Origin of the sequence: Caballeronia sp. J97, from assembly GCF_905220305.1 — a bacterium.
Classification (GTDB): Bacteria; Pseudomonadota; Gammaproteobacteria; order Burkholderiales; family Burkholderiaceae; genus Caballeronia.
The window spans coordinates 235,011-255,982 of sequence record NZ_CAJMZL010000001.1 but is presented as its reverse complement, the minus strand read 5'-3'; the positions used below and the strand labels follow the sequence as shown (position 1 = coordinate 255,982).

General features: G+C 65.3%; 15 protein-coding genes. 6 read left to right on the top strand and 9 right to left on the bottom strand.

Features of this window, described 5'->3' with window-relative positions:
• Nucleotides 1-492, top strand: a complete 492-nt coding sequence (locus U4Y90_RS01165; RefSeq protein WP_321791357.1) for a glutathione peroxidase — start codon at nucleotides 1-3, stop codon at nucleotides 490-492.
• Between the two features lie 6 nt (nucleotides 493-498).
• On the opposite strand, the gene cls is transcribed toward U4Y90_RS01165, so the two are convergent.
• From cls to dapC, 6 genes are all read right to left on the bottom strand, one after another.
• Entirely contained in the window at nucleotides 499-1,989 is a 1,491-nt protein-coding gene (gene cls / locus U4Y90_RS01160; protein ID WP_321791355.1) for a cardiolipin synthase, read from the bottom strand.
• Nucleotides 1,990-2,113: 124 nt separating this feature from the next.
• Nucleotides 2,114-2,998 carry a 50S ribosomal protein L3 N(5)-glutamine methyltransferase gene (gene prmB, locus U4Y90_RS01155; protein ID WP_321791353.1) on the bottom strand — a complete coding sequence of 295 codons (885 nt, stop codon included), beginning with the start codon at nucleotides 2,996-2,998 and terminating at the stop codon, nucleotides 2,114-2,116.
• 30 nt (nucleotides 2,999-3,028) lie between these two features.
• A complete protein-coding gene (gene dapE, locus U4Y90_RS01150) occupies nucleotides 3,029-4,165 on the bottom strand; it encodes a succinyl-diaminopimelate desuccinylase (protein WP_321791351.1) in 1,137 nt (378 codons plus the stop codon).
• Nucleotides 4,166-4,275: 110 nt separating this feature from the next.
• Nucleotides 4,276-4,635, bottom strand: coding sequence for an ArsC family reductase (locus U4Y90_RS01145; RefSeq protein ID WP_321791349.1), 360 nt, complete (start codon nucleotides 4,633-4,635; stop codon nucleotides 4,276-4,278).
• Between the two features lies 1 nt (nucleotide 4,636).
• Nucleotides 4,637-5,464 carry a 2,3,4,5-tetrahydropyridine-2,6-dicarboxylate N-succinyltransferase gene (dapD, locus tag U4Y90_RS01140; protein WP_321791347.1) on the bottom strand — a complete coding sequence of 276 codons (828 nt, stop codon included), beginning with the start codon at nucleotides 5,462-5,464 and terminating at the stop codon, nucleotides 4,637-4,639.
• 36 nt (nucleotides 5,465-5,500) lie between these two features.
• Nucleotides 5,501-6,718: a succinyldiaminopimelate transaminase gene (gene dapC / locus U4Y90_RS01135; protein WP_321791345.1), complete on the bottom strand. Its 1,218-nt coding sequence runs from the start codon at nucleotides 6,716-6,718 to the stop codon at nucleotides 5,501-5,503.
• Between the two features lie 212 nt (nucleotides 6,719-6,930).
• Between dapC and U4Y90_RS01130 the strand changes: the two genes are divergently transcribed.
• The 5 genes from U4Y90_RS01130 to def all read left to right on the top strand — a co-directional run bounded on the left by U4Y90_RS01130 (nucleotide 6,931) and on the right by def (nucleotide 15,787).
• The gene (locus tag U4Y90_RS01130; RefSeq protein WP_321791343.1) at nucleotides 6,931-7,908 is read left to right on the top strand and encodes a DMT family transporter; all 978 of its coding nucleotides are present in this window, start codon (nucleotides 6,931-6,933) and stop codon (nucleotides 7,906-7,908) included.
• A 124-nt stretch (nucleotides 7,909-8,032) separates the two neighbouring features.
• Nucleotides 8,033-11,548 carry a chromosome segregation protein SMC gene (gene smc / locus U4Y90_RS01125; RefSeq protein WP_321791341.1) on the top strand — a complete coding sequence of 1,172 codons (3,516 nt, stop codon included), beginning with the start codon at nucleotides 8,033-8,035 and terminating at the stop codon, nucleotides 11,546-11,548.
• 177 nt (nucleotides 11,549-11,725) lie between these two features.
• A complete protein-coding gene (locus U4Y90_RS01120) occupies nucleotides 11,726-12,988 on the top strand; it encodes a cell division protein ZipA C-terminal FtsZ-binding domain-containing protein (protein ID WP_321791339.1) in 1,263 nt (420 codons plus the stop codon).
• A gap of 190 nt (nucleotides 12,989-13,178) precedes the next feature.
• The gene (gene ligA / locus U4Y90_RS01115) at nucleotides 13,179-15,257 is read left to right on the top strand and encodes an NAD-dependent DNA ligase LigA (RefSeq protein WP_321791337.1); all 2,079 of its coding nucleotides are present in this window, start codon (nucleotides 13,179-13,181) and stop codon (nucleotides 15,255-15,257) included.
• Nucleotides 15,254-15,787 (top strand): peptide deformylase, encoded by a 534-nt coding sequence (def, locus tag U4Y90_RS01110; RefSeq protein ID WP_321791336.1) that lies wholly within the window; start codon nucleotides 15,254-15,256, stop codon nucleotides 15,785-15,787. Before ligA ends, def begins: the two co-directional genes overlap by 4 nt.
• A 72-nt stretch (nucleotides 15,788-15,859) precedes the next feature.
• Here def and U4Y90_RS01105 read toward each other — a convergent pair whose 3' ends face one another.
• The 3 genes from U4Y90_RS01105 to U4Y90_RS01095 form a co-directional block, all read right to left on the bottom strand.
• Nucleotides 15,860-16,096 (bottom strand): hypothetical protein, encoded by a 237-nt coding sequence (locus U4Y90_RS01105; RefSeq protein WP_321791334.1) that lies wholly within the window; start codon nucleotides 16,094-16,096, stop codon nucleotides 15,860-15,862.
• A 259-nt stretch (nucleotides 16,097-16,355) separates the two neighbouring features.
• Nucleotides 16,356-18,350, bottom strand: coding sequence for a pseudouridine synthase (locus tag U4Y90_RS01100; protein ID WP_321791332.1), 1,995 nt, complete (start codon nucleotides 18,348-18,350; stop codon nucleotides 16,356-16,358).
• Between the two features lie 6 nt (nucleotides 18,351-18,356).
• A complete protein-coding gene (locus U4Y90_RS01095) occupies nucleotides 18,357-20,942 on the bottom strand; it encodes a [protein-PII] uridylyltransferase (protein ID WP_321791330.1) in 2,586 nt (861 codons plus the stop codon).
• Nucleotides 20,943-20,972 lie beyond the last annotated feature (30 nt).

The following is a 20,972-nucleotide window of genomic DNA, read 5'->3' as shown; positions in this document are numbered from 1 at the left end:
ATGAGCGCAGCCAGCGAAGGCATCTACGGTTTCTCGGCCGAAACACTCGACGGCGCGACCGTCGGCCTCGACCAATATCGCGACAAGGTGCTGCTCATCGTGAACACGGCGAGCGAATGCGGTTTCACGCCGCAATACAAGGGTTTGCAGGACATCTACCGACAGTTCGCGGCGCGCGGTTTCGAGGTGCTCGGCTTTCCTTGCAACCAGTTCGGCAAGCAGGAGCCGGGCGACGCGGAACAAATCGGCGCCTTTTGCGAGAAGAACTTCGGCGTCACCTTTCCGATGTTCGCGAAGATCGAGGTGAACGGCTCGAACGCGCATCCGCTCTACAAATACCTGAAGGACAAGGAACCGGGACTGCTCGGCATCGAAGCGATCAAGTGGAATTTCACGAAGTTTCTCGTCGATCGCAACGGCAAGGTCATCAAGCGCTATGCGCCGCAGACGAAGCCCGAGTCGATCACCGACGACATCGAAAAGCTGCTCTGACGCAACTCAGAGGATCGGCGAGAACAGTCGCGCGACGTGCATCGCCATGCGCCGCCAGAACGCCTTTCCACGATAGTCGTTGCTGTCGATCTCGAACGATTGCGCGAAATCGGCAAGGAGCATCGCTTCGACCTCGCTTGCGAACGCGCGATCGACGGTCAGCACCGTGATCTCGAAGTTCAGGCGAAACGAGCGGTTATCGAGATTCGCGCTGCCGATCGAGGCGGCGATATCGTCGACGAGCACGACCTTCTGATGCAGAAATCCCGGCTTGTAGCGAAAGATGCGCACGCCCGCCTGCACCAGATCGTACGCATAGAGCCGCGACGCCGCGAACACCACGCGATGATCGCGCCGGCTCGGAATCAGGATGCGCACGTCCACGCCGCGCATCACCGCGAGCCGGAGCGCCGAGAACACGGCTTCGTCGGGAATCAGATAGGGCGACGTGATCCAGATGCGTTCGCGCGCGGCGTTGATCGCCTCGACAAAAAAGAGCGAGCAGGTTTCCTGTTTGTCCGCCGGGCCGCTCGACAGCACCATGCAGTGCATGTTTTCGCCGGAATGCGGCGCGGGACCGAGTTCGGGCAGGCGCTGCGTCGCCCAGTACCAGTCTTCGGTGAAGACGAACTGGATGCTCGCGACCGCCGGGCCACGCACTTCCACGTGCGTGTCGCGCCATGGCGAAAGGCGCGGATTGCCGCCGAGATACTCGACGCCCACGTTATGCCCGCCGATGAACGCGCACTTGCCATCCACCACGACGATCTTCCGATGATTGCGGAAGTTGATCTGGAAACGATGCACGAACTTGCGCGTCGCCGCGAACGGATGCGCCTCGACGCCGCCCGCGCGCAGCGCGTTCACATAGCGGTGCGGCAGATCGAAGCTGCCGATGCTGTCGTACAGGAAGTACACGCGCACGCCCGCCTGGGCTTTTTTGATCAGCGCGTCCTTGAGCATGTCGCCGAGCGCGTCGGCGCGCACGATGAAGAACTGCACGACCACGTAGCGCTCGGCCGCGGCGATCGCGTCGAGGATCGCGGCGAACGTGGCGTCGCCGTTGATGAGCACGCGCACCGAGTTGCCGCGCAGAAAAGGCATTCCGGACAGGCGCTGCAGCGTGCGGATCGTCGGATTGCCGAGATACGCGGCCGGTCCCGGCGCGAGTTCCCCGCGCGCGCCCGAGGAATCGACGAGCGGCGCGCCTTCAGGCGCGTCGCTGCGGGCGCCCGAATCCCATTCGGCGGGCTTCGAGCGGCTGCGCAGAATCTCGATCTCCAGCCTGCGCTCGTCGATGTAGCCGGCGAACTTGCTGCGGCCGAGAAAGAGATACGGAACCAGCGTGAAGTAGGGCATCGCGACGAGCGACACCGCCCACGCCACCGCGCCTTGCGATGTGCGTGTGTTGATGACGGCATGGATCGCGGCGATCACGCCGAGCACATGCGCGGCCATCACGAGCGTGCCCAGGTGTAGCCAGTCGGATGCTTGCATAGACGCGAGAAGGAGCGAAGTGCTTCGCTAATGGCGAGTTGCCATATTACCGAACCCTTCCGCGCGAAGTGTTAGCGATCGTTGCAGCGCCTGCGCCGCCGCAACGATCGTTCGGGCAGAGGCGTCAGGCCGGCAGGTCGGCGGCCTGGATCAGGAAGACATTGTCGTCGCCGGCGCTGGTCGAGAGCCACACGAGATCGAGGCCGCCCAGCGCGGCTTCCACGTTCGGGCGCTCGTTGCCGATTTCGACGACGAGCACGCCGTCCTCGGTCAGCCATTTGCCCGCGTCGCGCACGATGCGCCGCACCACGTCCATGCCGTCCGCGCCGCCGGCGAGCGCGAGTTCGGGCTCGTGCCGGTATTCCTCGGGCAGCGCCTGCATCGCGTCCGCGTTGACGTACGGCGGATTCGTGACGATCACTTCATAGCGCGCGGCAGGCAGCGGCGCGTACAGGTCGCCCTCATAGAGGCTCACGCGCTCGTCGAGACCGTAGTCGTCGACGTTGCGGCGCGCGACCGCGAGCGCATCGGCGGAAATGTCGACGGCATCGACATCCGCGTTTTCGAAGGCCTGCGCCGCGAGGATCGCGAGACAGCCCGAGCCGGTGCAGAGCTCCAGCACGCGCGTGACCTGGTCCGGGTCGGTCACATAGGGCTGCAAGCCGTCCTGCAGCAGCTCGCCGATGAACGAGCGCGGCACGATCACGCGCTCGTCGACATAGAAACGGCGGCCGTGCATCCACGCTTCCTGGGTGATGTACGCGGCGGGAATCCGCTCTTTCGCGCGGCGCTCGATCACTTTCATGACGGCGTCGATTTCGTGATCGAGCAGGCGCGCGTCGAGAAACGGCTCGAGCGTGTCGAGCGGCAGATGCAGCGTATGCAGGATCAGATAGGCGGCTTCGTCGTAGGCATTGGACGAGCCGTGGCCGAACGACAAGCCCGCTTCGGTGAAACGCGAGACGCCGAAGCGCAACAGGTCGCGCACGGTGGTGAAGGGCAGCGCCATCGAAGGCTCCTTTTTATTGTCAGATTTGAGTTAGGCGATCAGTTCTTCGAGCACGCGTCGGTACACGTTCTTCAACGGCTCGATGAAACGCACTTCGACATGCTCGTCGATCTTGTGGATCGTGCCGTTCGGCGGACCGAACTCGACGACCTGATCGCAGATCCGCGCGATGAAGCGCCCGTCGGACGTGCCGCCCGTGGTGGACAGCTCGGTGCGCACACCGGTTTCATCGAGGATGGCCTTTTCGAGCGCGTCCGACAGCGCGCCGCGCGGCGTGAGAAAGGGCAGTCCGCTCACGATCCACTGCAGATCGTAGTCGAAGCCGTGCCTGTCGAGAATCGCGCGCACGCGGCTTTGCAGGCTCTCGACCGTGCTCGCGGTCGAGAAGCGGAAGTTGAACATCAGGTCGGCGTGACCGGGAATGATGTTGGTCGCGCCGGTGCCGGAGTGCAGGTTCGACACTTGCCAGGTCGTCGGCGGAAAGTATTCGTTGCCCTCGTCCCAGCGCTCGGCCACGAGTTCCGCCAGCGCCGGCGCGAGCAGATGCACCGGATTCTTCGCGAGATGCGGATACGCGATATGCCCTTGCACGCCCTTGACGACGAGCTTGCCCGTCATCGAGCCGCGCCGGCCGTTCTTGACCATGTCGCCGAGCGTGTCGCTGGAAGTCGGCTCGCCGACGATGCAGTAATCGAGCCGCGTGCCGCGCGCCTTCAGTGCCTCGACGACCTTGATGGTGCCGTCGGTCGCGGGGCCTTCTTCGTCGCTCGTGATGAGAAACGCGAGCGTGCCGCGATGCCCGGGGCAGCGCGCGACGAATTCCTCGCTCGACACGACGAACGCCGCGAGCGACGCCTTCATGTCCGCCGCGCCGCGCCCGTAGAGCTTGCCGTCGCGGTGCGTCGGCGTGAACGGCGGCGAGCTCCAGTGTTCGAGCGGGCCGGTCGGCACGACATCGGTGTGGCCGGCGAACGCGAGCAGTTTGCCATTCGCGTCCGTGCCTCGCTTGACGGCCCAGAGATTCGTGACGCCGCCGGATTCGATCGTTTCGCATTCGAAGCCGATCGCCGCGAGCCGCTCGATCATGAGCGCCTGACAGGCCTGATCGTCGGGCGTGACGGAAGCGCGTTCGATCAGCGCTTCGGTGAGGGAAAGGGTGCCGGACATGGTCGTTTCGAAGTAATGCGACAAATGAGGCGATAAAAAAATGCCGGCGCACGGGCCGGCACTCGTAGCAAGCTTGCGATGACCGTCGAGTTCACAGTCATCGCGTTCACTCAGGCAAAGAGCGTTTCGTACTGCTCGGCGGAGAACCCGAGCGTTTTCACGCGTCCGTTCACCACGACGACCGGCCGCTTGATGATCGACGGCTTGTGGATCATCAGCGCGATCGCGCCCTTGGTCGTGTCGGCCTCGGCCTTGTGCACGTCGGACAAGCCGCGCCACGTCGTGCCACGCTTGTTGATGAGCTGATCGAGCGAAACGTCCTTCAGCCAGTCCTGAATCAGCTTGTCGTTCACGCCGGCTTTCTTGAAGTCGTGGAACTCGAACGGCACGCCGTGCTCCTCCAGCCACACGCGCGCTTTCTTCACGGTGTCGCAGTTCGGAATGCCGTAGACGACGGTCGTCTTGGCCAAATCAGTCGCCTCGCAGCAGTTCGTTCAGGCCGACCTTCGCGCGCGTCTTGGCATCGACCTTCTTGACGATGACGGCGCAGTACAGGCTGTGCGAGCCGTCCTTCGACGGCAGGTTGCCCGCGACGACAACCGAGCCCGCCGGAATGCGGCCATAGCTCACTTCGCCGGTTTCGCGATCGAAGATCTTGGTCGACTGGCCGAGATAGACGCCCATCGAAATGACGGAATTCTCTTCGACGATCACGCCTTCCACGACTTCCGAGCGCGCGCCGATGAAGCAGTTGTCCTCGATGATGACCGGGTTCGCCTGCAGCGGCTCCAGCACGCCGCCGATGCCCACGCCGCCCGACAGGTGCACGTTCTTGCCGATCTGCGCGCACGAGCCGACGGTCGCCCACGTATCGACCATCGTGCCTTCATCGACATACGCGCCGATATTCGTGTACGACGGCATCAGCACGACGTTCTTCGCGATGAACGAGCCGCGGCGCGCGATGGCCGGCGGCACGACGCGGAAACCGCCCGCCGCGAAGTCTTCGGCCGTGTAGCTGGCGAACTTCGAGGGCACCTTGTCGTAGAACTGCGAGTAGCCGCCCGCGGGCATCGGCGCGTTGTCTTCCAGACGGAACGACAGCAGCACCGCCTTCTTCAGCCATTGATTCACGATCCAGTCGCCGTCGCGCTTTTCGGCCACGCGCATCTGGCCCTTGTCGAGCTGCTCGATCGCATGCGCGACGGCTTCGCGGACTTCGGCGGGCGCGGCCTTGGGCGAAAGCTCGGCGCGGTTTTCCCAGGCGGTATCGATGATGCTCTGAAGTTGTTGCGACATAGTGATATCAAGGATGGAGAGTTAGGACCGGCAGGCTCAGACGACGAGCGTGCGGCAGAATTCGACGATGCGGCGGGCTCCTTCGACACATTCCGCGGTCTCGGCCACGAGCGCGAAACGCACGAAACCCTCGCCGGGATTCGTGCCGTGCGCGAAGCGAGCGAGAAAAGAGCCCGGCAGAACCGTCACATTATAGTCGGCGTACAGGCGCGCCGCGAACTCGGTATCCGTGAGCCCGGTGCCCGAGACGTTCGCCCAGAGGTAGAACGCGGCGTCGGGCAGGCGCACGTCGAGGACCTCGGCGAGCATCGGCGTGACCGTCTGGAATTTTTTCAGATATTGCGCACGGTTGTCGCGCACGTGCGTTTCATCCTGCCACGCGACGATGCTCGCGCGCTGAAACACCGTCGACAGCGCCGCGCCGTGATACGTGCGATACAGCAGGAAATCCTTCAGGATCGACGCGTCGCCCGCGACGAAGCCCGAGCGCATGCCCGGCACGTTCGAGCGCTTGGACAGGCTCGACAGCATCACGAGCCGGTCGAAATTGCGGTTGAGCAGCCGCGCGGCTTCCAGGCCGCCGAGCGGCGGATTGCTTTCGTCGAAATAGATCTCCGAGTAGCACTCGTCCGACGCGATCACGAAGCCGTGCTTGTCCGACAGCGCGAACAGCTCGCGCCAGTTTTCGAGCGTGAGCACGGCGCCCGTCGGGTTGCCCGGCGAGCAGACATAGAGCAGTTGCGTGCGCGCCCAGATGTCGTCGGGCACCGCGGAGTAATCACACGCGAAATTGCGCGCCGGATCGCTGTTGACGAAGTACGGCTCGGCGCCCGCGAGCAGGGCCGCGCCTTCGTAGATTTGATAGAACGGGTTCGGACAGAGTACGATGGGCGGTTTCGCGGCGTCGGTCGTGCGGCTGTCGATCACGGTCTGTGCCAGCGCGAACAGCGCCTCTCGCGAGCCGGAAACGGGCAGCACCTGCGTCGCGGGATCGATCGATTCGAGGCCGTAGCGCCGCATTACCCATGCCGCGATCGCCTGGCGCAGCGGTTCGCTGCCAAGCGTCGCCGGATACGTGGCGAGCCCGCCGAGCGAATCGATCACCGCGTCGCGGATCAGCACGGGCGTCGGATGCTTCGGTTCGCCGATGCCGAAGCTGATCGGCGTGAATCCGGCGCGCGGCTCGATGCCCTTGAAGAGCACACGAAGCTTTTCGAACGGATAAGACTGAAGTTTCTGAAGAAGTGGATTCACGGCGTGACCGGTAAGCAGTGAGCGATGCGCGCGAGGCATGAATGAAGCGCGAAGCGCCTGCGAGCGCGGCATCGGATGACATCGAACGGACGTGAAGCAAGCTGACGATTATAGCGCGCGGCCCCGGCTCGCAAGCGGGCGGCGGCACGCGCCGCGAAGGACACGGTACGAATGAACAAGCTCGAAAAGGGCGCGACGGGCGGAGCGCCGGCATGATCCGCAGCCTCCGCAATGTATGGCCGACACTCGCGATCATGCTCGGCGCGTCGGTGTGGGGCCTCGTCTGGTATCCGATGCGCATGCTCGCCGCGATGGGCCTCTCCGGCACGGCCGCGAGCGCGACGACGAGCGCCGCCGCGTGCGTGTTCGTGCTGTTCGCGAAGCGCCGCTCGATCAGCACGCTTTCCTGGCACTGGCTGCTCGTCGCGCTGGGCGTGGCGGCGGGCGTGACCAATATCGGTTTCGTGTGGGGCGCGATCCACGGTCAGGTGATGCGGGTGCTGCTGCTGTTCTACCTCACGCCCGCGTGGACCGCGGTCTTCGCCCACTTCATCCTGAGAGAACGTCTGACCCGCGCCGACGCCGCGCTTTCGCTGTTGTCGCTCGCGGGCGCCGTGACGATGCTGTGGTCGCCCGAACTCGGCATGCCGCTGCCCGCCGATCTCGCGGAATGGGCGGGTCTGATGGGTGGCATGGGCTTCGCAATGAGCAACGTGCTCGTGGTGAAAGTCACGCGCACGCTGCCCGCGATGAAGCCCGAGATGCGCACGGCGGTGATCTTCGGCGGCGCGGCGCTGATCGCGTCGGTCGTCACGCTGTTCGAGCCGATGCCTGCGCCGCCCGCCGCCGCGCTCCTGCCCACCGTGACGTTGATCGTGATCGGGCTCGGAATCGTGCTCGCCGGCAACAACATGATCGTGCAACTCGGCCTCGCGCGCGTTCCGGCCAATCGCGCGTCGATCATCATGCTGTTCGAACTCGTCGTCACGGCGCTGTCGGCGTGGCTCTTCGCGGGCGAGGTGCCCGGCCCGCGCGAATGGGCGGGCGGCGCGTGCATCGTCGTTGCGTGCGTGCTGTCGGCCTGGGTGCATCGCCAGGGCGCGTCGCGCTCGCCGCCCGCGCCCGAGGCGCTCGACATCGTCGAAGACACACGGGAAAGCAAAAAGAAATCGACTCGCGCGATGGTATGATGGTGTCCGCTTCGCCGGGCCTCTCGCGCACACCGTGCTGCGTGGCCGAATGCGATCGACGGGCCGTGCTTTGCGCCTGTCTGCCATCCATCTTCCGTCACTCATTCAAAACAGCGATATCGCCGTGCGTCTGACCTCGATAAAACTCGCTGGCTTCAAGTCCTTCGTCGATCCCACGCATTTTCAGGTCCCCGGCCAGCTCGTCGGCGTCGTCGGACCGAATGGCTGTGGCAAGTCCAACATCATCGATGCCGTGCGCTGGGTGCTCGGCGAATCGCGCGCCTCCGAGTTGCGCGGCGAATCGATGCAGGACGTGATCTTCAACGGATCGACCGCGCGCAAACCCGGCAGCCGGGCAAGCGTCGAACTCATTTTCGATAACGGCGACGGCCGCGCCGCCGGGCAGTGGAGCAGCTACGGCGAAATCGCCGTGAAGCGCGTGCTGACGCGCGACGGCACCTCCAGCTACTACATCAACAATCTGCCCGCGCGCCGCCGCGACATCCAGGACATCTTCCTCGGCACGGGTCTCGGTCCGCGCGCGTACGCGATCATCGGGCAAGGCATGATCGCGCGCATCATCGAGGCGAAGCCGGAAGAGCTGCGCGTGTTTCTCGAAGAAGCCGCGGGCGTGTCGAAATACAAGGAGCGCCGCCGCGAGACGGAGAATCGTCTGCATGACACGCGCGAGAATCTGACGCGCGTCGAAGACATCATCCGCGAACTGTCGACCAATCTCGAGAAGCTCGAAGCGCAGGCGGTCGTCGCGACGAAGTACAAGGAGCTGCAGGCCGAAGGCGAAGAAAAGCAGCGCCTGTTGTGGCTCTTGCGCAAGAAGGAAGCGGGCAACGAAGCCGAACGTCAGCAGCGCGCGATCCGCGAGGCGCAGGTCGAGCTCGAAGCGCAGACCGCGCGCCTGCGCGAGGTCGAGGCGCAACTGGAAACGCTGCGCGTCGCGCACTACAGCGCGAGCGACGCGATGCAGGGCGCGCAAGGTTCGCTCTACGAAGCCAATGCCGAAGTGAGCAGGCTCGAAGCGGAGATTCGCTTCATCGTCGAGTCGCGCAATCGCGTGCAGGCGCAGATCGCGGCGCTCACCGCACAGCGCGAGCAATGGCAGGTGCAGGCGCAGAAGGCGCGCGACGAAATCGATACCGCGACCGAAGCGCTCGCCGAAGGCGAGGAAAAGGCTGCGATCGCGCAGGAAAACGCCGCCTCGAAACACGACGCGCTGCCCGCGCTCGAAGCCCGCTGGCGCGACGCGCAGGCGCAACTGAACGAAGAGCGCGCGGGCATCGCGCGCGCGGAACAGGCGCTGAAGCTCGAAGCGGCGCATCAGCGCAACGCGGATCAGCAGCTTCAGCAATTGCAGCAGCGTCAGGAACGGCTGAAGAGCGAAGCCAGCGGACTGGATGCGCCCGACGAAGCGCATCTCGAAGAGCTGCGCATGCAGCTCGCCGAAAACGAAGAGATTCTCGCGCAGGCGCAAGCGCGCCTCGCCGATGCGCAGGAAACCGTGCCGCGGCTGGACGCCGAACGCCGCGCGGCGCAGGAGCGTGTGCAGAAGGAAAGCGCGCAGATTCACCAGCTCGAAGCGCGTCTCGCCGCATTGAAGCAGCTTCAGGAAAGCGTGCAGACCGAAGGCAAGATCCAGCCGTGGCTCGACAAGCACGAGCTCGGCGCGCTGCCGCGTCTGTGGAAGAAGCTGCACGTCGAGACCGGCTGGGAAGCGGCGCTCGAATCCGTGCTGCGCGAGCGGCTCGCCGCGCTCGAAGTATCGAATCTGGACTGGGTCAAGGCCTTCGCCACCGATGCGCCGCCGGCCAAGCTCGCGTTCTATTCGCCGCCTGTCGCGGGCAAGCCGGTCGAGACGCCGCAAGGCTTGCGCTCGCTGCTTTCGCTCGTGCGCATCGACGATCCCGGCCTGCGCGCCGTGCTCAACGAATGGCTCGCCACGACCTTCGTCGCCGAGGATATAGCGCAGGCGCTCGCCGCGCGCCATCAATTGCCGGACGGCGCCGCGTTCGTCGTGAAGGCGGGGCATGTCGTGACGCGCGTGGGCGTGCAGCTTTACGCGTCGGATTCCGAGCAGTCGGGCATGCTCGCGCGCGCCCAGGAAATCGAGAACCTGACGAAACAGGTGCGTGCGCAGGCTTTGCTGTCCGATGAAGCGAAAGCCAGCGCCGTACGCGCCGATGCCGCGCACACGCAGGGATCGCAGACGCTCGCGGAAGCGCGCGCCGCTGCCGAGCGCGCGACGCAGCGCGTCCACGCATTGCAGATGGACGTGCTCAAGCTCGCGCAGGCGCACGAGCGCTACACGCAGCGCAATACGCAGATCGGCGAGGAACTGGAAGAAATCGCCGCGCAGGTCGAAGAGCAGCGGGCATTGCGCGCGGAATCGGAAGCCGCGTTCGAGCGTCACGACGGCGAGATCGCGCAATTGCAGGCGCGTTTCGAAGACAACCAGCTCGCCTTCGAATCGCTCGACGAGGAACTCACGAACGCGCGCCACGAACTGCGCGAACTGGAACGCGCCGCGAGCGACGCCGGCTTCGCCGTGCGCGGCCTCGCCGCGAAGATCGACGAATACAGGCGCAACATCGATACGGCGCACGAGCAGAGCGAGCGCATCGCGGGTACGCTCGAAGATGCGCGCGCCGAACTCGAAACCATCAACGAACAGACCGCGCAAACCGGCCTGCAAGACGCGCTCGAAGTGCGCGCGGCCCGCGAGGAATCCCTGCATGCGGCGCGCGTGGAGCTGGACGATCTGACCGCGCGTCTGCGTCAGGCCGACGAGCAGCGTCTCATGGCCGAACGTTCGTTGCAGCCGCTGCGCGACCGGATCAACGAATTGCAGTTGAAGGAGCAGGCCGCGCGCATCAGCGGCGAGCAGTTCGTCGAGCAGTTGCAAGCGGCGGGCGTCGATGAAGCCGAGCTCGCCGAAAAGCTCACGCCGGACATGAAGCCCTCGTATCTGCAGGGCGAAGTCACGCGCCTGAACAACGCGATCACCGCGCTCGGCCCCGTCAACATGGCCGCGCTCGAAGAACTCGCGGCGGCGACCGAGCGCAAGCACTTCCTCGACGCGCAGTCGGCGGATCTGAACGACGCCATCGGCACGCTGGAAGACGCGATCCAGAAGATCGACCAGGAAACGCGCGCGCTGCTGCAAGGCACTTTCGACGAAGTGAACCGTCACTTCGGTGAACTGTTCCCACGTCTTTTCGGCGGCGGGCAGGCGAAGCTCATCATGACCGGCGACGAAATCCTCGATGCCGGCGTGCAGGTGATGGCGCAGCCGCCCGGCAAGAAAAATTCGACCATCCACCTGCTTTCGGGCGGTGAAAAGGCGCTGACCGCGACCGCGCTCGTGTTCGCTATGTTCCAGCTGAATCCCGCGCCATTCTGTCTGCTGGACGAAGTGGACGCGCCGCTCGACGACGCCAACACCGAGCGTTTCGCGAACCTCGTGCGCGCGATGTCGGCCAAGACGCAGTTCCTGTTCATCTCGCACAACAAGATCGCGATGGAAATGGCGCAGCAACTGATCGGCGTGACGATGCAGGAGCAGGGCGTGTCGCGCATCGTCGCGGTGGACATGGAAGCGGCGGCGGGCTTCGCGCAGAACGGCTGATGCATCGCGGTTCGCTACAGTATTGATCGAGTGAAGGGCCGGACGACGATCCGGCGGCGTGCGTCAAGGCGCGGAGTAGCGCGCATCGGCCAGGCGGCGGCGAGAAGCCGGAACGCGGCGCGATGCGTGCGACAGATCGCGCGGCGCTTCGTAACTTAAAAGGATGATGGAGCCTGCATGGACGAGTTGACACTCGGTTTGATTGGAGCCGGAGCCGTGGTGGTGGGCGGCGTGGTCGTGTACAACGCGTGGCAGGGCGCGAAGGTGCGTCGCAAGATGCCGCGTCCGATGCCCGACGAAGCGGCCGACGCGCTCGCACGCCAGGAAGCCGACGACGAGCAGCCGTTCATCGAACCGGTACGGCAGTCACGGCGTGAGCCGGTCGCGGGCGATGTCGATGGCGGCGACGATCAGCCGCGCGATACGCGGGTCGAGCCGAGCTTCGGCACGGCAAACGCGTCGACGGCCGTTCCGACCGTCGCTCCCGCCGATACCGCCGTCGATCTCCAGGCCGAGGCGACCTCCGCCAACGGCGTCGCCGAAGAAGCGCCAGGCGTCGGCGAAGAAGATGAACGCAACGAACCGGTGATGCCCGCCGCGACGACCATTTCGTCGGCGCCGCCGGCGGTCGTGGATCGACGCATCGATTGCGTCGTGCCGATTCGACTCGCCGCTCCAGTGGCCGGCGATCGCGTGATTCCGCTGGCGCAGCGTCTGCGTCGCGCGGGTACGAAGCCCGTGACGATCGAAGGCAAGGCGGAAGGCGAGAGCGCGTGGGAATTGCCGCGCAACGGCGTGCGTTACGAGGAGTTGCGCGCGGCCGCGCAACTCGCCAACCGCAGCGGCCCGCTCAACGAGCTCGAATTCTCGGAGTTCGTGACCGGCGTGCAGCGGCTTGCCGATGCGATCGACGGCGCACCCGAGTTCCCCGACATGATGGAAACCGTCGGCATGGCGCGCGAGCTGGACGCGTTCGCCGCGCAATGCGACGCGCAACTCTCGATCAACATCCTCTCCGACGGCGCGCCGTGGTCGGCGAATTACGTGCAGGCGGTGGCGTCGCAAGACGGCCTTTTGCTGTCGCGCGACGGCACGCGCTTCGTGAAGCTCGACGCGAAGCAGAATCCCGTCTTCATGCTCCAGTTCGGCGACACGAACTTCCTGCGCGACGACCTCACCTACAAGGGCGGCCAGATGATCACGCTGGTGCTCGACGTGCCCGTCGCCGATGAAGACATCCTGCCGTTCCGCCTCATGTGCGATTACGCGAAGTCGCTGTCGGAGCGCATCGGCGCGCGCGTCGTCGACGATCAGCGCCGGCCGCTGCCCGAGTCCGCGCTGCTCGCCATCGAAAAGCAGTTGATGACGCTGTACGCGAAGCTGGAGCAGGCAGGCATGTCGGCCGGCTCGCCCGCGACGCGGCGTCTTTTCAGCCAGTAATTTCGCGGCGCGCGGTCAGCCGCGCGCGTATGCTGCGAGCGAATCGCGCCCCAGACGGGGCGCTTTTCTTTGCGTGCGCGCTGCCGCACCGACGCCCGCACTTAGGCCGTTCGGCCGATGCCACGATTTACCGATCTTCTGAGACAATCGAACGGTCGGTTGACTGACTTATCCACTTTCCCGAAGCCGCATGTCCGCCAAAACAAAAGCCGAATCCGCCGCCACCGCCAAGTCGGGAGCCGCCGTGCCCAGCGCCGATCGTCCGGCCGAGCGCGCGGCGTGGCTGCGCTCGGAACTGGAGCGCGCGAACTACGCGTATTACGTGCTGGATCAACCGGATCTGCCCGATGCCGAATACGACACGCTCTTCAAGGAGCTTCAGGGCATCGAGAGCGCTCATCCGGATCTCATTACGCCGGAGTCTCCGACGCAGCGCGTGGGCGGTGAAGTCGCCGAGGGCTTCACACCAGTCGTTCACGACGTGCCGATGCTGTCGCTCAACAACGGCTTCGCGGACGAAGACATCGCGGCATTCGACAAGCGCGTGTCCGACGCGCTGGGCCACACGCCCGTCGAGTACGCGTGCGAACTGAAATTCGACGGCCTCGCCATTTCCCTGCGCTACGACGACGGCCATTTCGTGCAGGCCGCGACCCGCGGCGATGGCGCGACGGGCGAAGACGTGACGGCGAACGTGCGCACCATCCGCTCGATTCCGCTCACGCTGAAGGGCAAGAACGTGCCGAAGCGCCTCGACGTGCGCGGCGAAGTGCTGATGTTCAAGCGCGACTTCGAGCGCCTGAATGCGCGTCAGCGCGACGCCGGGCAGCGTGAATTCGCGAATCCGCGCAACGCCGCTGCAGGCGGATTGCGTCAGCTCGATCCGAAAATGACCGCGCAGCGCTCGCTGTCGTTCTTCGCTTACGGCATCGGCGTGCTGGATGGCGTGGAAATGCCCGCCACGCACGCGGCGCTGCTCGACTGGTACAAGGAAATGGGCTTGCCGGTGAATGCGGAGCGCGCCGTGGTCGAAGGCGCGGAGGGCCTGCTCGGCTTCTTCGGCAAGATCGGCGAGAAGCGCGACACGCTGCCGTACGACATCGACGGAGTCGTCTACAAGGTCGATCGACGCGACGAACAGGACAAGCTCGGCTTCGTATCGCGCGCGCCGCGCTTCGCGCTTGCGCACAAGTTTCCGGCGCAGGAAGCACTGACGGAATTGCTCGCGATCGACGTGCAAGTCGGCCGCACTGGCGCGATCACGCCGGTTGCGCGTCTCGCGCCGGTGTTCGTCGGCGGCGCGACCGTCACGAACGCGACGCTGCACAACGAAGACGAAGTCCGGCGCAAGGATATCCGCATCGGCGATACCGTGACCGTGCGCCGCGCGGGCGACGTGATTCCCGAGGTCGTCGGCGCGATTCTCGAGCGCCGTCCCGCCGATGCGGGCGAATTCGTCATGCCGACGGAGTGCCCCGTCTGCGGCTCGAAGATCGAGCGCCTGCCGGACGAGGCGATCGCGCGTTGCACGGGCGGCCTTTTCTGTCCGGCGCAGCGCAAGCAGGCGCTGTGGCACTTCGCGCAGCGCCGCGCGCTCGATATCGACGGGCTCGGCGAGAAGATCATCGATCAACTGGTCGACCAGAACCTCGTGCGCACGCCGGCCGATCTCTTCAACCTCGGATTCTCGACCCTCGCGGCGCTCGACCGCTTCGCGGACAAATCTGCCCAGAACCTGATCGATTCGCTGGAGAAGGCGAGCAAGACGACACTCGCGCGCTTCATCTACGCGCTCGGCATCCGGCACGTGGGCGAATCGACGGCGAAAGATCTCGCCAAGCATTTCGGCTCGCTGGATCCGATCATGGCTGCATCGGTCGAAGAGCTGCTCGAAGTCAACGATGTCGGCCCTATCGTCGCCGAGGCCATCCACAATTTCTTCAGCGAAGAACACAACCAGCACGTGATCGAGCAGTTGCGCGTGAAGCTGTCGTGGCCGGAAGGGCCGCCCGCGCCGAAGGCGCCACAAGGCGTGCTGGCCGGCAAGACCGTCGTGTTGACCGGTACGCTGCCCACGCTGTCGCGCGAGGACGCGAAGGAAATGCTGGAGACGGCCGGGGCGAAGGTGGCCGGCTCGGTATCGAAGAAGACCGACTACGTCGTGGCGGGCGCGGAAGCGGGCAGCAAGCTCGCCAAGGCGGAGGAACTCGGGGTTCCCGTCCTCGACGAAGACGGCATGCGTAAGCTTTTGGAAGGAGTCACTCCATGATTCGCGAAATACTGAAGATGGGCGATCCGCGGCTTTTGCGCATCGCGCAGCCGGTCGAGCATTTCGACACGCCCGAACTGCACACGCTCGTGCAGGACATGTTCGACACGATGCGCGACGCCAACGGGGCGGGCCTCGCCGCGCCACAGATCGGCGTCGATCTGCAGGTGGTGATCTTCGGCTTCGGGCAAAACGAGCGCTATCCCGACGCGCCTTCGGTGCCCGAGACGGTGCTCATCAATCCGATCATCATGCCGAACGGGCATGACATGGAGGAGGGCTGGGAAGGGTGCCTGTCCGTGCCGGGCTTGCGCGGCGCGGTGCAGCGCTTCTCGATGATCCGCTACCAGGGCTTCGATCAGTACGGCAACGCGATCGAGCGGCTCGCGGACGGCTTTCATGCGCGCGTCGTGCAGCATGAGTGCGACCATCTGATCGGCAAGCTCTACCCGATGCGCATCACCGACTTTTCGAAGTTCGGCTTCACGGAAGTGCTCTTTCCCGGACTGGATCCGGCGCGCGACGAGTGACGCTGCGCGGTTCGAATGGCAAGGAATCGGCGAGAAGCCAGAAGGCCGCGTTCGCGAGAAGCGGCCTTTTCTTTACGCCATTGTTTGGGGGCTGCCGGTGATATCGGGTTGACGGAACAGCGCGACATGTTCCGGATTCGCGGATGCCTGCAGGCGTCCGTCGGGCAGACGGGCGATCACCATTTCACCGACGCCGGGGCTCATCACGACGACTTCGTCGCGCAGGGCGAGCAAGGCTTCGAGCCGTCGTCGGCCGCTCACGATCTCCAGACCGGTTCCCGTCTCACGAACGATGATCTCAACTGACATGGCGATTCTCCATCAATGCCGTTCAATGCTGCTGATCCTGCTGCCGTTCACCCGATCGACGCGGCCGCGCGCTGCGCGTGCGCCTGATCGGTGTAACGGATCGATGACTCATTTTCTTTAGCCAAAAAGCGGCTGAAAACGAAAAGGCACGATCGAGCCTGCATCGTGCCGATTTATTCGCTGGAACGTCGTATTTTTGCGACGCAACATCATCCCGCACGCACGTTCGCTCTGACGTGGGTGCGGGATATCGGGTTGCCTAGAAGGTCTCGTTCGGACCGAGATAGCGCCACTGACCGGCCGGCAGCGTGCCGAGCGTCACGCGGCCCATGCGAATGCGCTTCAGGCCGACGACCTCCAGCCCGACCAGCTCGCACATTCGGCGAATCTGCCGTTTCTTGCCTTCGCGAAGCACGAAGCGCAGTTGTTCGCCGTTTTGCCAGCTCACTTGCGCCGTTTTGAGCGGGACGCCGTCGAGTTCGAGGCCGTGACGCAAGAGCGCGAGCTTTTCAGCGGGCAGATGCTGGTCGACATCGACCGTATGCTCGCCGAGGCGCACGCGAACGAGATATTCCTTGTCGACTTCCGAATGGCCGCCAATCAGTTGCTTGGCGATACGGCCGTCTTGCGTCAGCACGAGTAACCCGGTCGAATCGATGTCGAGACGGCCTGCGGGCGCGAGCGTGCGCAGGTGGCTCGGCACGAAGCGGATTCCCGAGCGGTCCTCGTCCCAGTGATTGGCCTGGCTGATGAGTGTGACTGCCGGCTCGTAGCCGTCTTCCGCCTGACCCGACACGTAGCCGACCGGCTTGTGCAGCAGGATCGTGACAAGTTGCGATTGCGCGGAATGCGCGGCGGGCAGGATCTCGATGTTCTGCGTCGGTCGGATGCGCGTGCCGAGCGTGTCGATGACTTCGCCGTCGACGAGCACCCAGCCTTTCTCGATCCATTCGTCGGCTTCGCGGCGCGAGCACAGGCCGAGTTCAGACATCACTTTGGACAGGCGCACGAGGCCGTCGTGGTGATCGCGGTGCTTCGGCGCGGATTCGACGATGGGCGCGGCGGGTTTCGGCGCGGGCTTGCGGTCGTCGCGTTTGGCAAACGGTCGGTCGTTCTCATCACGGCGGGCGGGACGCCTTTCCGAGGCGCGATCCTCCCGGGACTTGAACGGGCGGTCTTCGGCGGATCTCCGTGGGCCGCGTTCGCCGAACGCGGGGCGCGAATCCTCGCCGCGCGGCTTGAACGGGCGACGCTCATCGCTACCCGGCGCGCGCTCGCCACGCGGCGCTGGACGGCCTTCGAAAGACTTGCGCGGGCCGCGCTCACCGAAAGCGGGGCGTGAATCCTCGCCGCGCGGCTTGAACGGACGACGTTCATCGCTACCGGGCGCGCGCTCGCCCCGCGGCGCTGGACGGCCTTCGAATGACTTGCGCGGGCCGCGCTCGCCGAAAGCGGGGCGTGAATCCTCGCCGCGCGGCTTGAACGGACGACGTTCATCGCTACCGGGCGCGCGCTCGCCACGCGGCGCTGGACGGCCTTCGAACGACTTGCGCGGGCCACGTTCACCGAAAGCAGGGCGCGAATCCTCGCCACGCGGCTTGAACGGACGACGCTCATCGCCGCCCGGCGCGCGCTCGCCACGCGGCGCTGGCCGGCCTTCGAACGACTTGCTCGGGCCGCGCTCGCCGAAAGCGGGGCGTGAATCCTCGCCGCGCGGCTTGAACGGGCGACGCTCGTCGCCGCCCGATGGGCGCTCGCCGCGTACCGGAGGACGGCCTTCGAAAGACTTGCGCGGGCCACGTTCACCGAAAGCAGGGCGCGAATCCTCGCCACGCGGCTTGAACGGGCGACGCTCATCGCCACCCGGCGCGCGCTCGCCCCGCGGCGCTGAACGGCCTTCGAACGACTTGCGCGGGCCACGTTCACTGAAAGCAGGGCGCGAATCCTCGCCACGCGGCTTGAACGGGCGACGCTCGTCGCCGCCCGATGGGCGCTCGCCGCGTGCCGGAGGACGGCCTTCGAACGACTTGCGCGGACCGGAGCCCGGACGTGAATCGTCGCCACGCGGCTTGAAAGCGCGCGGCTCACGCGGCGCGTCGCTGCGCTTGTCGGCCGGCTGGCTCGCGCGCTTCGGACGCGCGTCCTCCGGCGCCGGCGCGCGAACGGGCTTGCGCCCGGTGGTCGTGCCGGCCCGAACCGGCGAGCGCGTCGCCGAAGTGGGACGCGGATGTTTGGCTGTCAGTTTGACGCGCATAAAGTCTCAGGCTGCGATCGCGCGCAGCAGTTCGGTTTCCACCTGGATCTGGGTGCGGTTGTTCGACAGGCTCTTGCCGTCGAGGAGAAACACGTCTTCGACGCGTTCGCCGAGCGTGTTGATCCGTGCCGCCTGCACGCCGATCCGGTGTTGCGCCAGAACGCGCGCGATCGAATAAAGAAGGCCCTGCCGGTCGTTGGCCGACACGGACAGGATGTAGTACTGGCCGCGATCGTCGGGACGCAGGTCCACGCGCGGGGTGATCGGAAACGTCCGCACGAGCCGCGACACGCGTCCCTTCGACGGTTCCGGCAGAATGCGCTCGTCCGTGAGCAGCGCGGCCAGTTGCTGCTCGACGAGATTGGCGATGTCGCGATAACTCCCGTCGTGATCCGGATGGGCGACGAGGAAGTTATCGAGCGCATAGCCGTGGCGCGTCGTCGTTACGCGCGCATCGAGCACGGACAGGCCGTTCTTGTCGAAATACGCGCAGATGCCGGCGAAAAGGTCGGGCCTATCCTTGAGATACACGAGCACCTGCAACGCCGCGCCGATGGGCGAGGGCCGCGCGCGCACGATCGGCTCTTCGCTCGCGACGTGCCTGTAAAGCACGCGCGTCTGCCACGCGATATCGGCCGGATCGTGACGCAGAAAGTAGCCGACGTCGAGCTGATCCCATAGACGCTTTTGCGCGCCTTCCGGAACCGTCTCGAGGCGCAGCAGCGCAAGTGCGGCTTCCTGGCGCGATTTGAGTTCCGAATGCGTGTCCGGCTGCGCGCCGCCGAGCACGGCCTGCGTCGCGCGGAAGAGGTCTTCGAGCAGCTTGCCTTTCCAGTTGTTCCAGACCTTCGGGCTCGTGCCGCGGATATCGGCCACCGTCAGCAGGTACAGCGCCGTGAGCCGTCGCTCCGTCTTCACGACGGAGGCGAACTGCTTGATCACCTCCGGATCGCTCGTGTCCTGTTTTTGCGCGACCTGGCTCATCGTCAGATGTTGCTGCACGAGCCACACGACGAGCTCGCTGTCTTCCTGCCCGATGTCGTGCTCGCGGCAGAAGCGGCGGGCATCGGCCATGCCGAGCGTCGAATGGTCGCCGCCGCGACCCTTCGCGATATCGTGAAAGAGCGCCGCGACATACAGCACCCACGGACGCTCGAAATTGCCCATCAGCTGGCTGCAGAACGGATACTCGTGCGCATGTTCGGCGATCGCGAAGCGCCGCAGATTGCGCAGCACCATCAGGATGTGCTGATCGACGGTATAGACGTGATACAGATCGTGCTGCATCTGCCCGACGATGCGCCGGAAGTTCAGTAGATAACGCCCGAGCACGCTCGTCTGGTTCATCAGGCGAAACGCGTGCGTGATGCCTTCGGGCTGCCTGAGGATCTCCATGAAAAGGCGGCGGTTCTCCGGGTCGCGCCGCCAGTTGCGGTCCATCAGATCGCGTGCGTTGTAGATCGCGCGCAGCGTGCGCGCGGAGAATCCCTTGATGCCGCGCGTCTGCTCGTACAGCAGAAAGGCTTCGAGAATGGCGTGCGGCTCGCGCTCGAAAACATCGTCGCGGGCGATTTCCAGCATGCCTTGCTTCTCGACGAAGCGTCCTGAAATGACGCGCGTGATGCCGCTCGTCGACGGAAAGAGCTGCGCTTCGACGTTCTGGATCAGGATGGTCGCGAGCTGCGTGACCGCCTTCGCCGCCCAGTAATAGCGACGCATCAACTGCTCGCTCGCTCGCTTGGCGGTGGTCGCCTCGAAGCCGAAGCTTTCGGCGAGCGGCGTCTGCAGATCGAAAACGAGAATGTCCTGACGGCGTTTCGCGATCACGTGAAGGCGCGCGCGCAGCGCTTTCAGAAAGCCCTCGTTGCGGCGCAGCTCGCGTGCCTCGCGCTCCGTGATCAGCCCGCGCGTGTCGAGTTCGCGCCAACTGCTGCCGAAACCCGCCGCGCGCGCGATCCACAGGATCAGTTGCAGATCGCGAAGCCCGCCGGGGCTTTCCTTGACGTTCGGTTCCAGGCTGTAAGGCGTGTCCTGGAACTTCGCGTGACGCTGGCGCATTTCCAGCACTTTCGCCTGGAAGAACGCGCGCGGATCGAGCGTCTCGCGATAGCGCGCCGAGAAACGCTGAAAAAGCTGCGTATCGCCGCAGATGCGTCGCGCTTCGAGCAGCGACGTCTGCACGGTGATGTCGTTGCCCGCCTCGGCGATGCATTGCTCGACCGAGCGCACGCTGCTGCCGATATCGAGCCCCAGATCCCACGCCATGCCGATAAAGCGCTCGACGCGGCCGTTGAGTTCCGCATCGCCCGTTTGCGGCGATGCGTCGGGCAGGAGCACGAGGATGTCGACGTCGGAGAAGGGCGCGAGCTCGCCGCGCCCGTAGCCGCCGACCGCAACGAGCGTGGCGCTCTCGGGCATGTCGCACGCGGACCAGGCGCCTTTGAGTGCGTCGTCCGTGGCGCGGGCGAGCGCGTGCATCAGCGGCTCGACATTCGACGTCGCCTGAAAGCGTTCGATGAGCGCCGCTTTCGCCGCCTTGTAGGCGGTGCGCAACGTTTCACAGGGCGTGGCGACGGCGGCGATGACGCTCATAGACGGAAGTGGCGAGGAGCAGCGAAAAGG

Bases quoted from the DNA above. Each gene is read 5' to 3' on its own strand.
- U4Y90_RS01165 (WP_321791357.1), top strand. From the start codon at position 1: ATGAGCGCAGCCAGCGAAGGCATCTACGGTTTCTCGGCCGAAACACTC.
- cls (WP_321791355.1), bottom strand. From the start codon at position 1,989: ATGCAAGCATCCGACTGGCTACACCTGGGCACGCTCGTGATGGCCGCG.
- prmB (WP_321791353.1), bottom strand. From the start codon at position 2,998: ATGGCGCTGCCCTTCACCACCGTGCGCGACCTGTTGCGCTTCGGCGTC.
- dapE (WP_321791351.1), bottom strand. From the start codon at position 4,165: ATGTCCGGCACCCTTTCCCTCACCGAAGCGCTGATCGAACGCGCTTCC.
- dapD (WP_321791347.1), bottom strand. From the start codon at position 5,464: ATGTCGCAACAACTTCAGAGCATCATCGATACCGCCTGGGAAAACCGC.
- U4Y90_RS01130 (WP_321791343.1), top strand. From the start codon at position 6,931: ATGATCCGCAGCCTCCGCAATGTATGGCCGACACTCGCGATCATGCTC.
- U4Y90_RS01120 (WP_321791339.1), top strand. From the start codon at position 11,726: ATGGACGAGTTGACACTCGGTTTGATTGGAGCCGGAGCCGTGGTGGTG.
- ligA (WP_321791337.1), top strand. From the start codon at position 13,179: ATGTCCGCCAAAACAAAAGCCGAATCCGCCGCCACCGCCAAGTCGGGA.
- def (WP_321791336.1), top strand. From the start codon at position 15,254: ATGATTCGCGAAATACTGAAGATGGGCGATCCGCGGCTTTTGCGCATC.
- U4Y90_RS01105 (WP_321791334.1), bottom strand. From the start codon at position 16,096: ATGTCAGTTGAGATCATCGTTCGTGAGACGGGAACCGGTCTGGAGATC.
- U4Y90_RS01100 (WP_321791332.1), bottom strand. From the start codon at position 18,350: ATGCGCGTCAAACTGACAGCCAAACATCCGCGTCCCACTTCGGCGACG.
- U4Y90_RS01095 (WP_321791330.1), bottom strand. From the start codon at position 20,942: ATGAGCGTCATCGCCGCCGTCGCCACGCCCTGTGAAACGTTGCGCACC.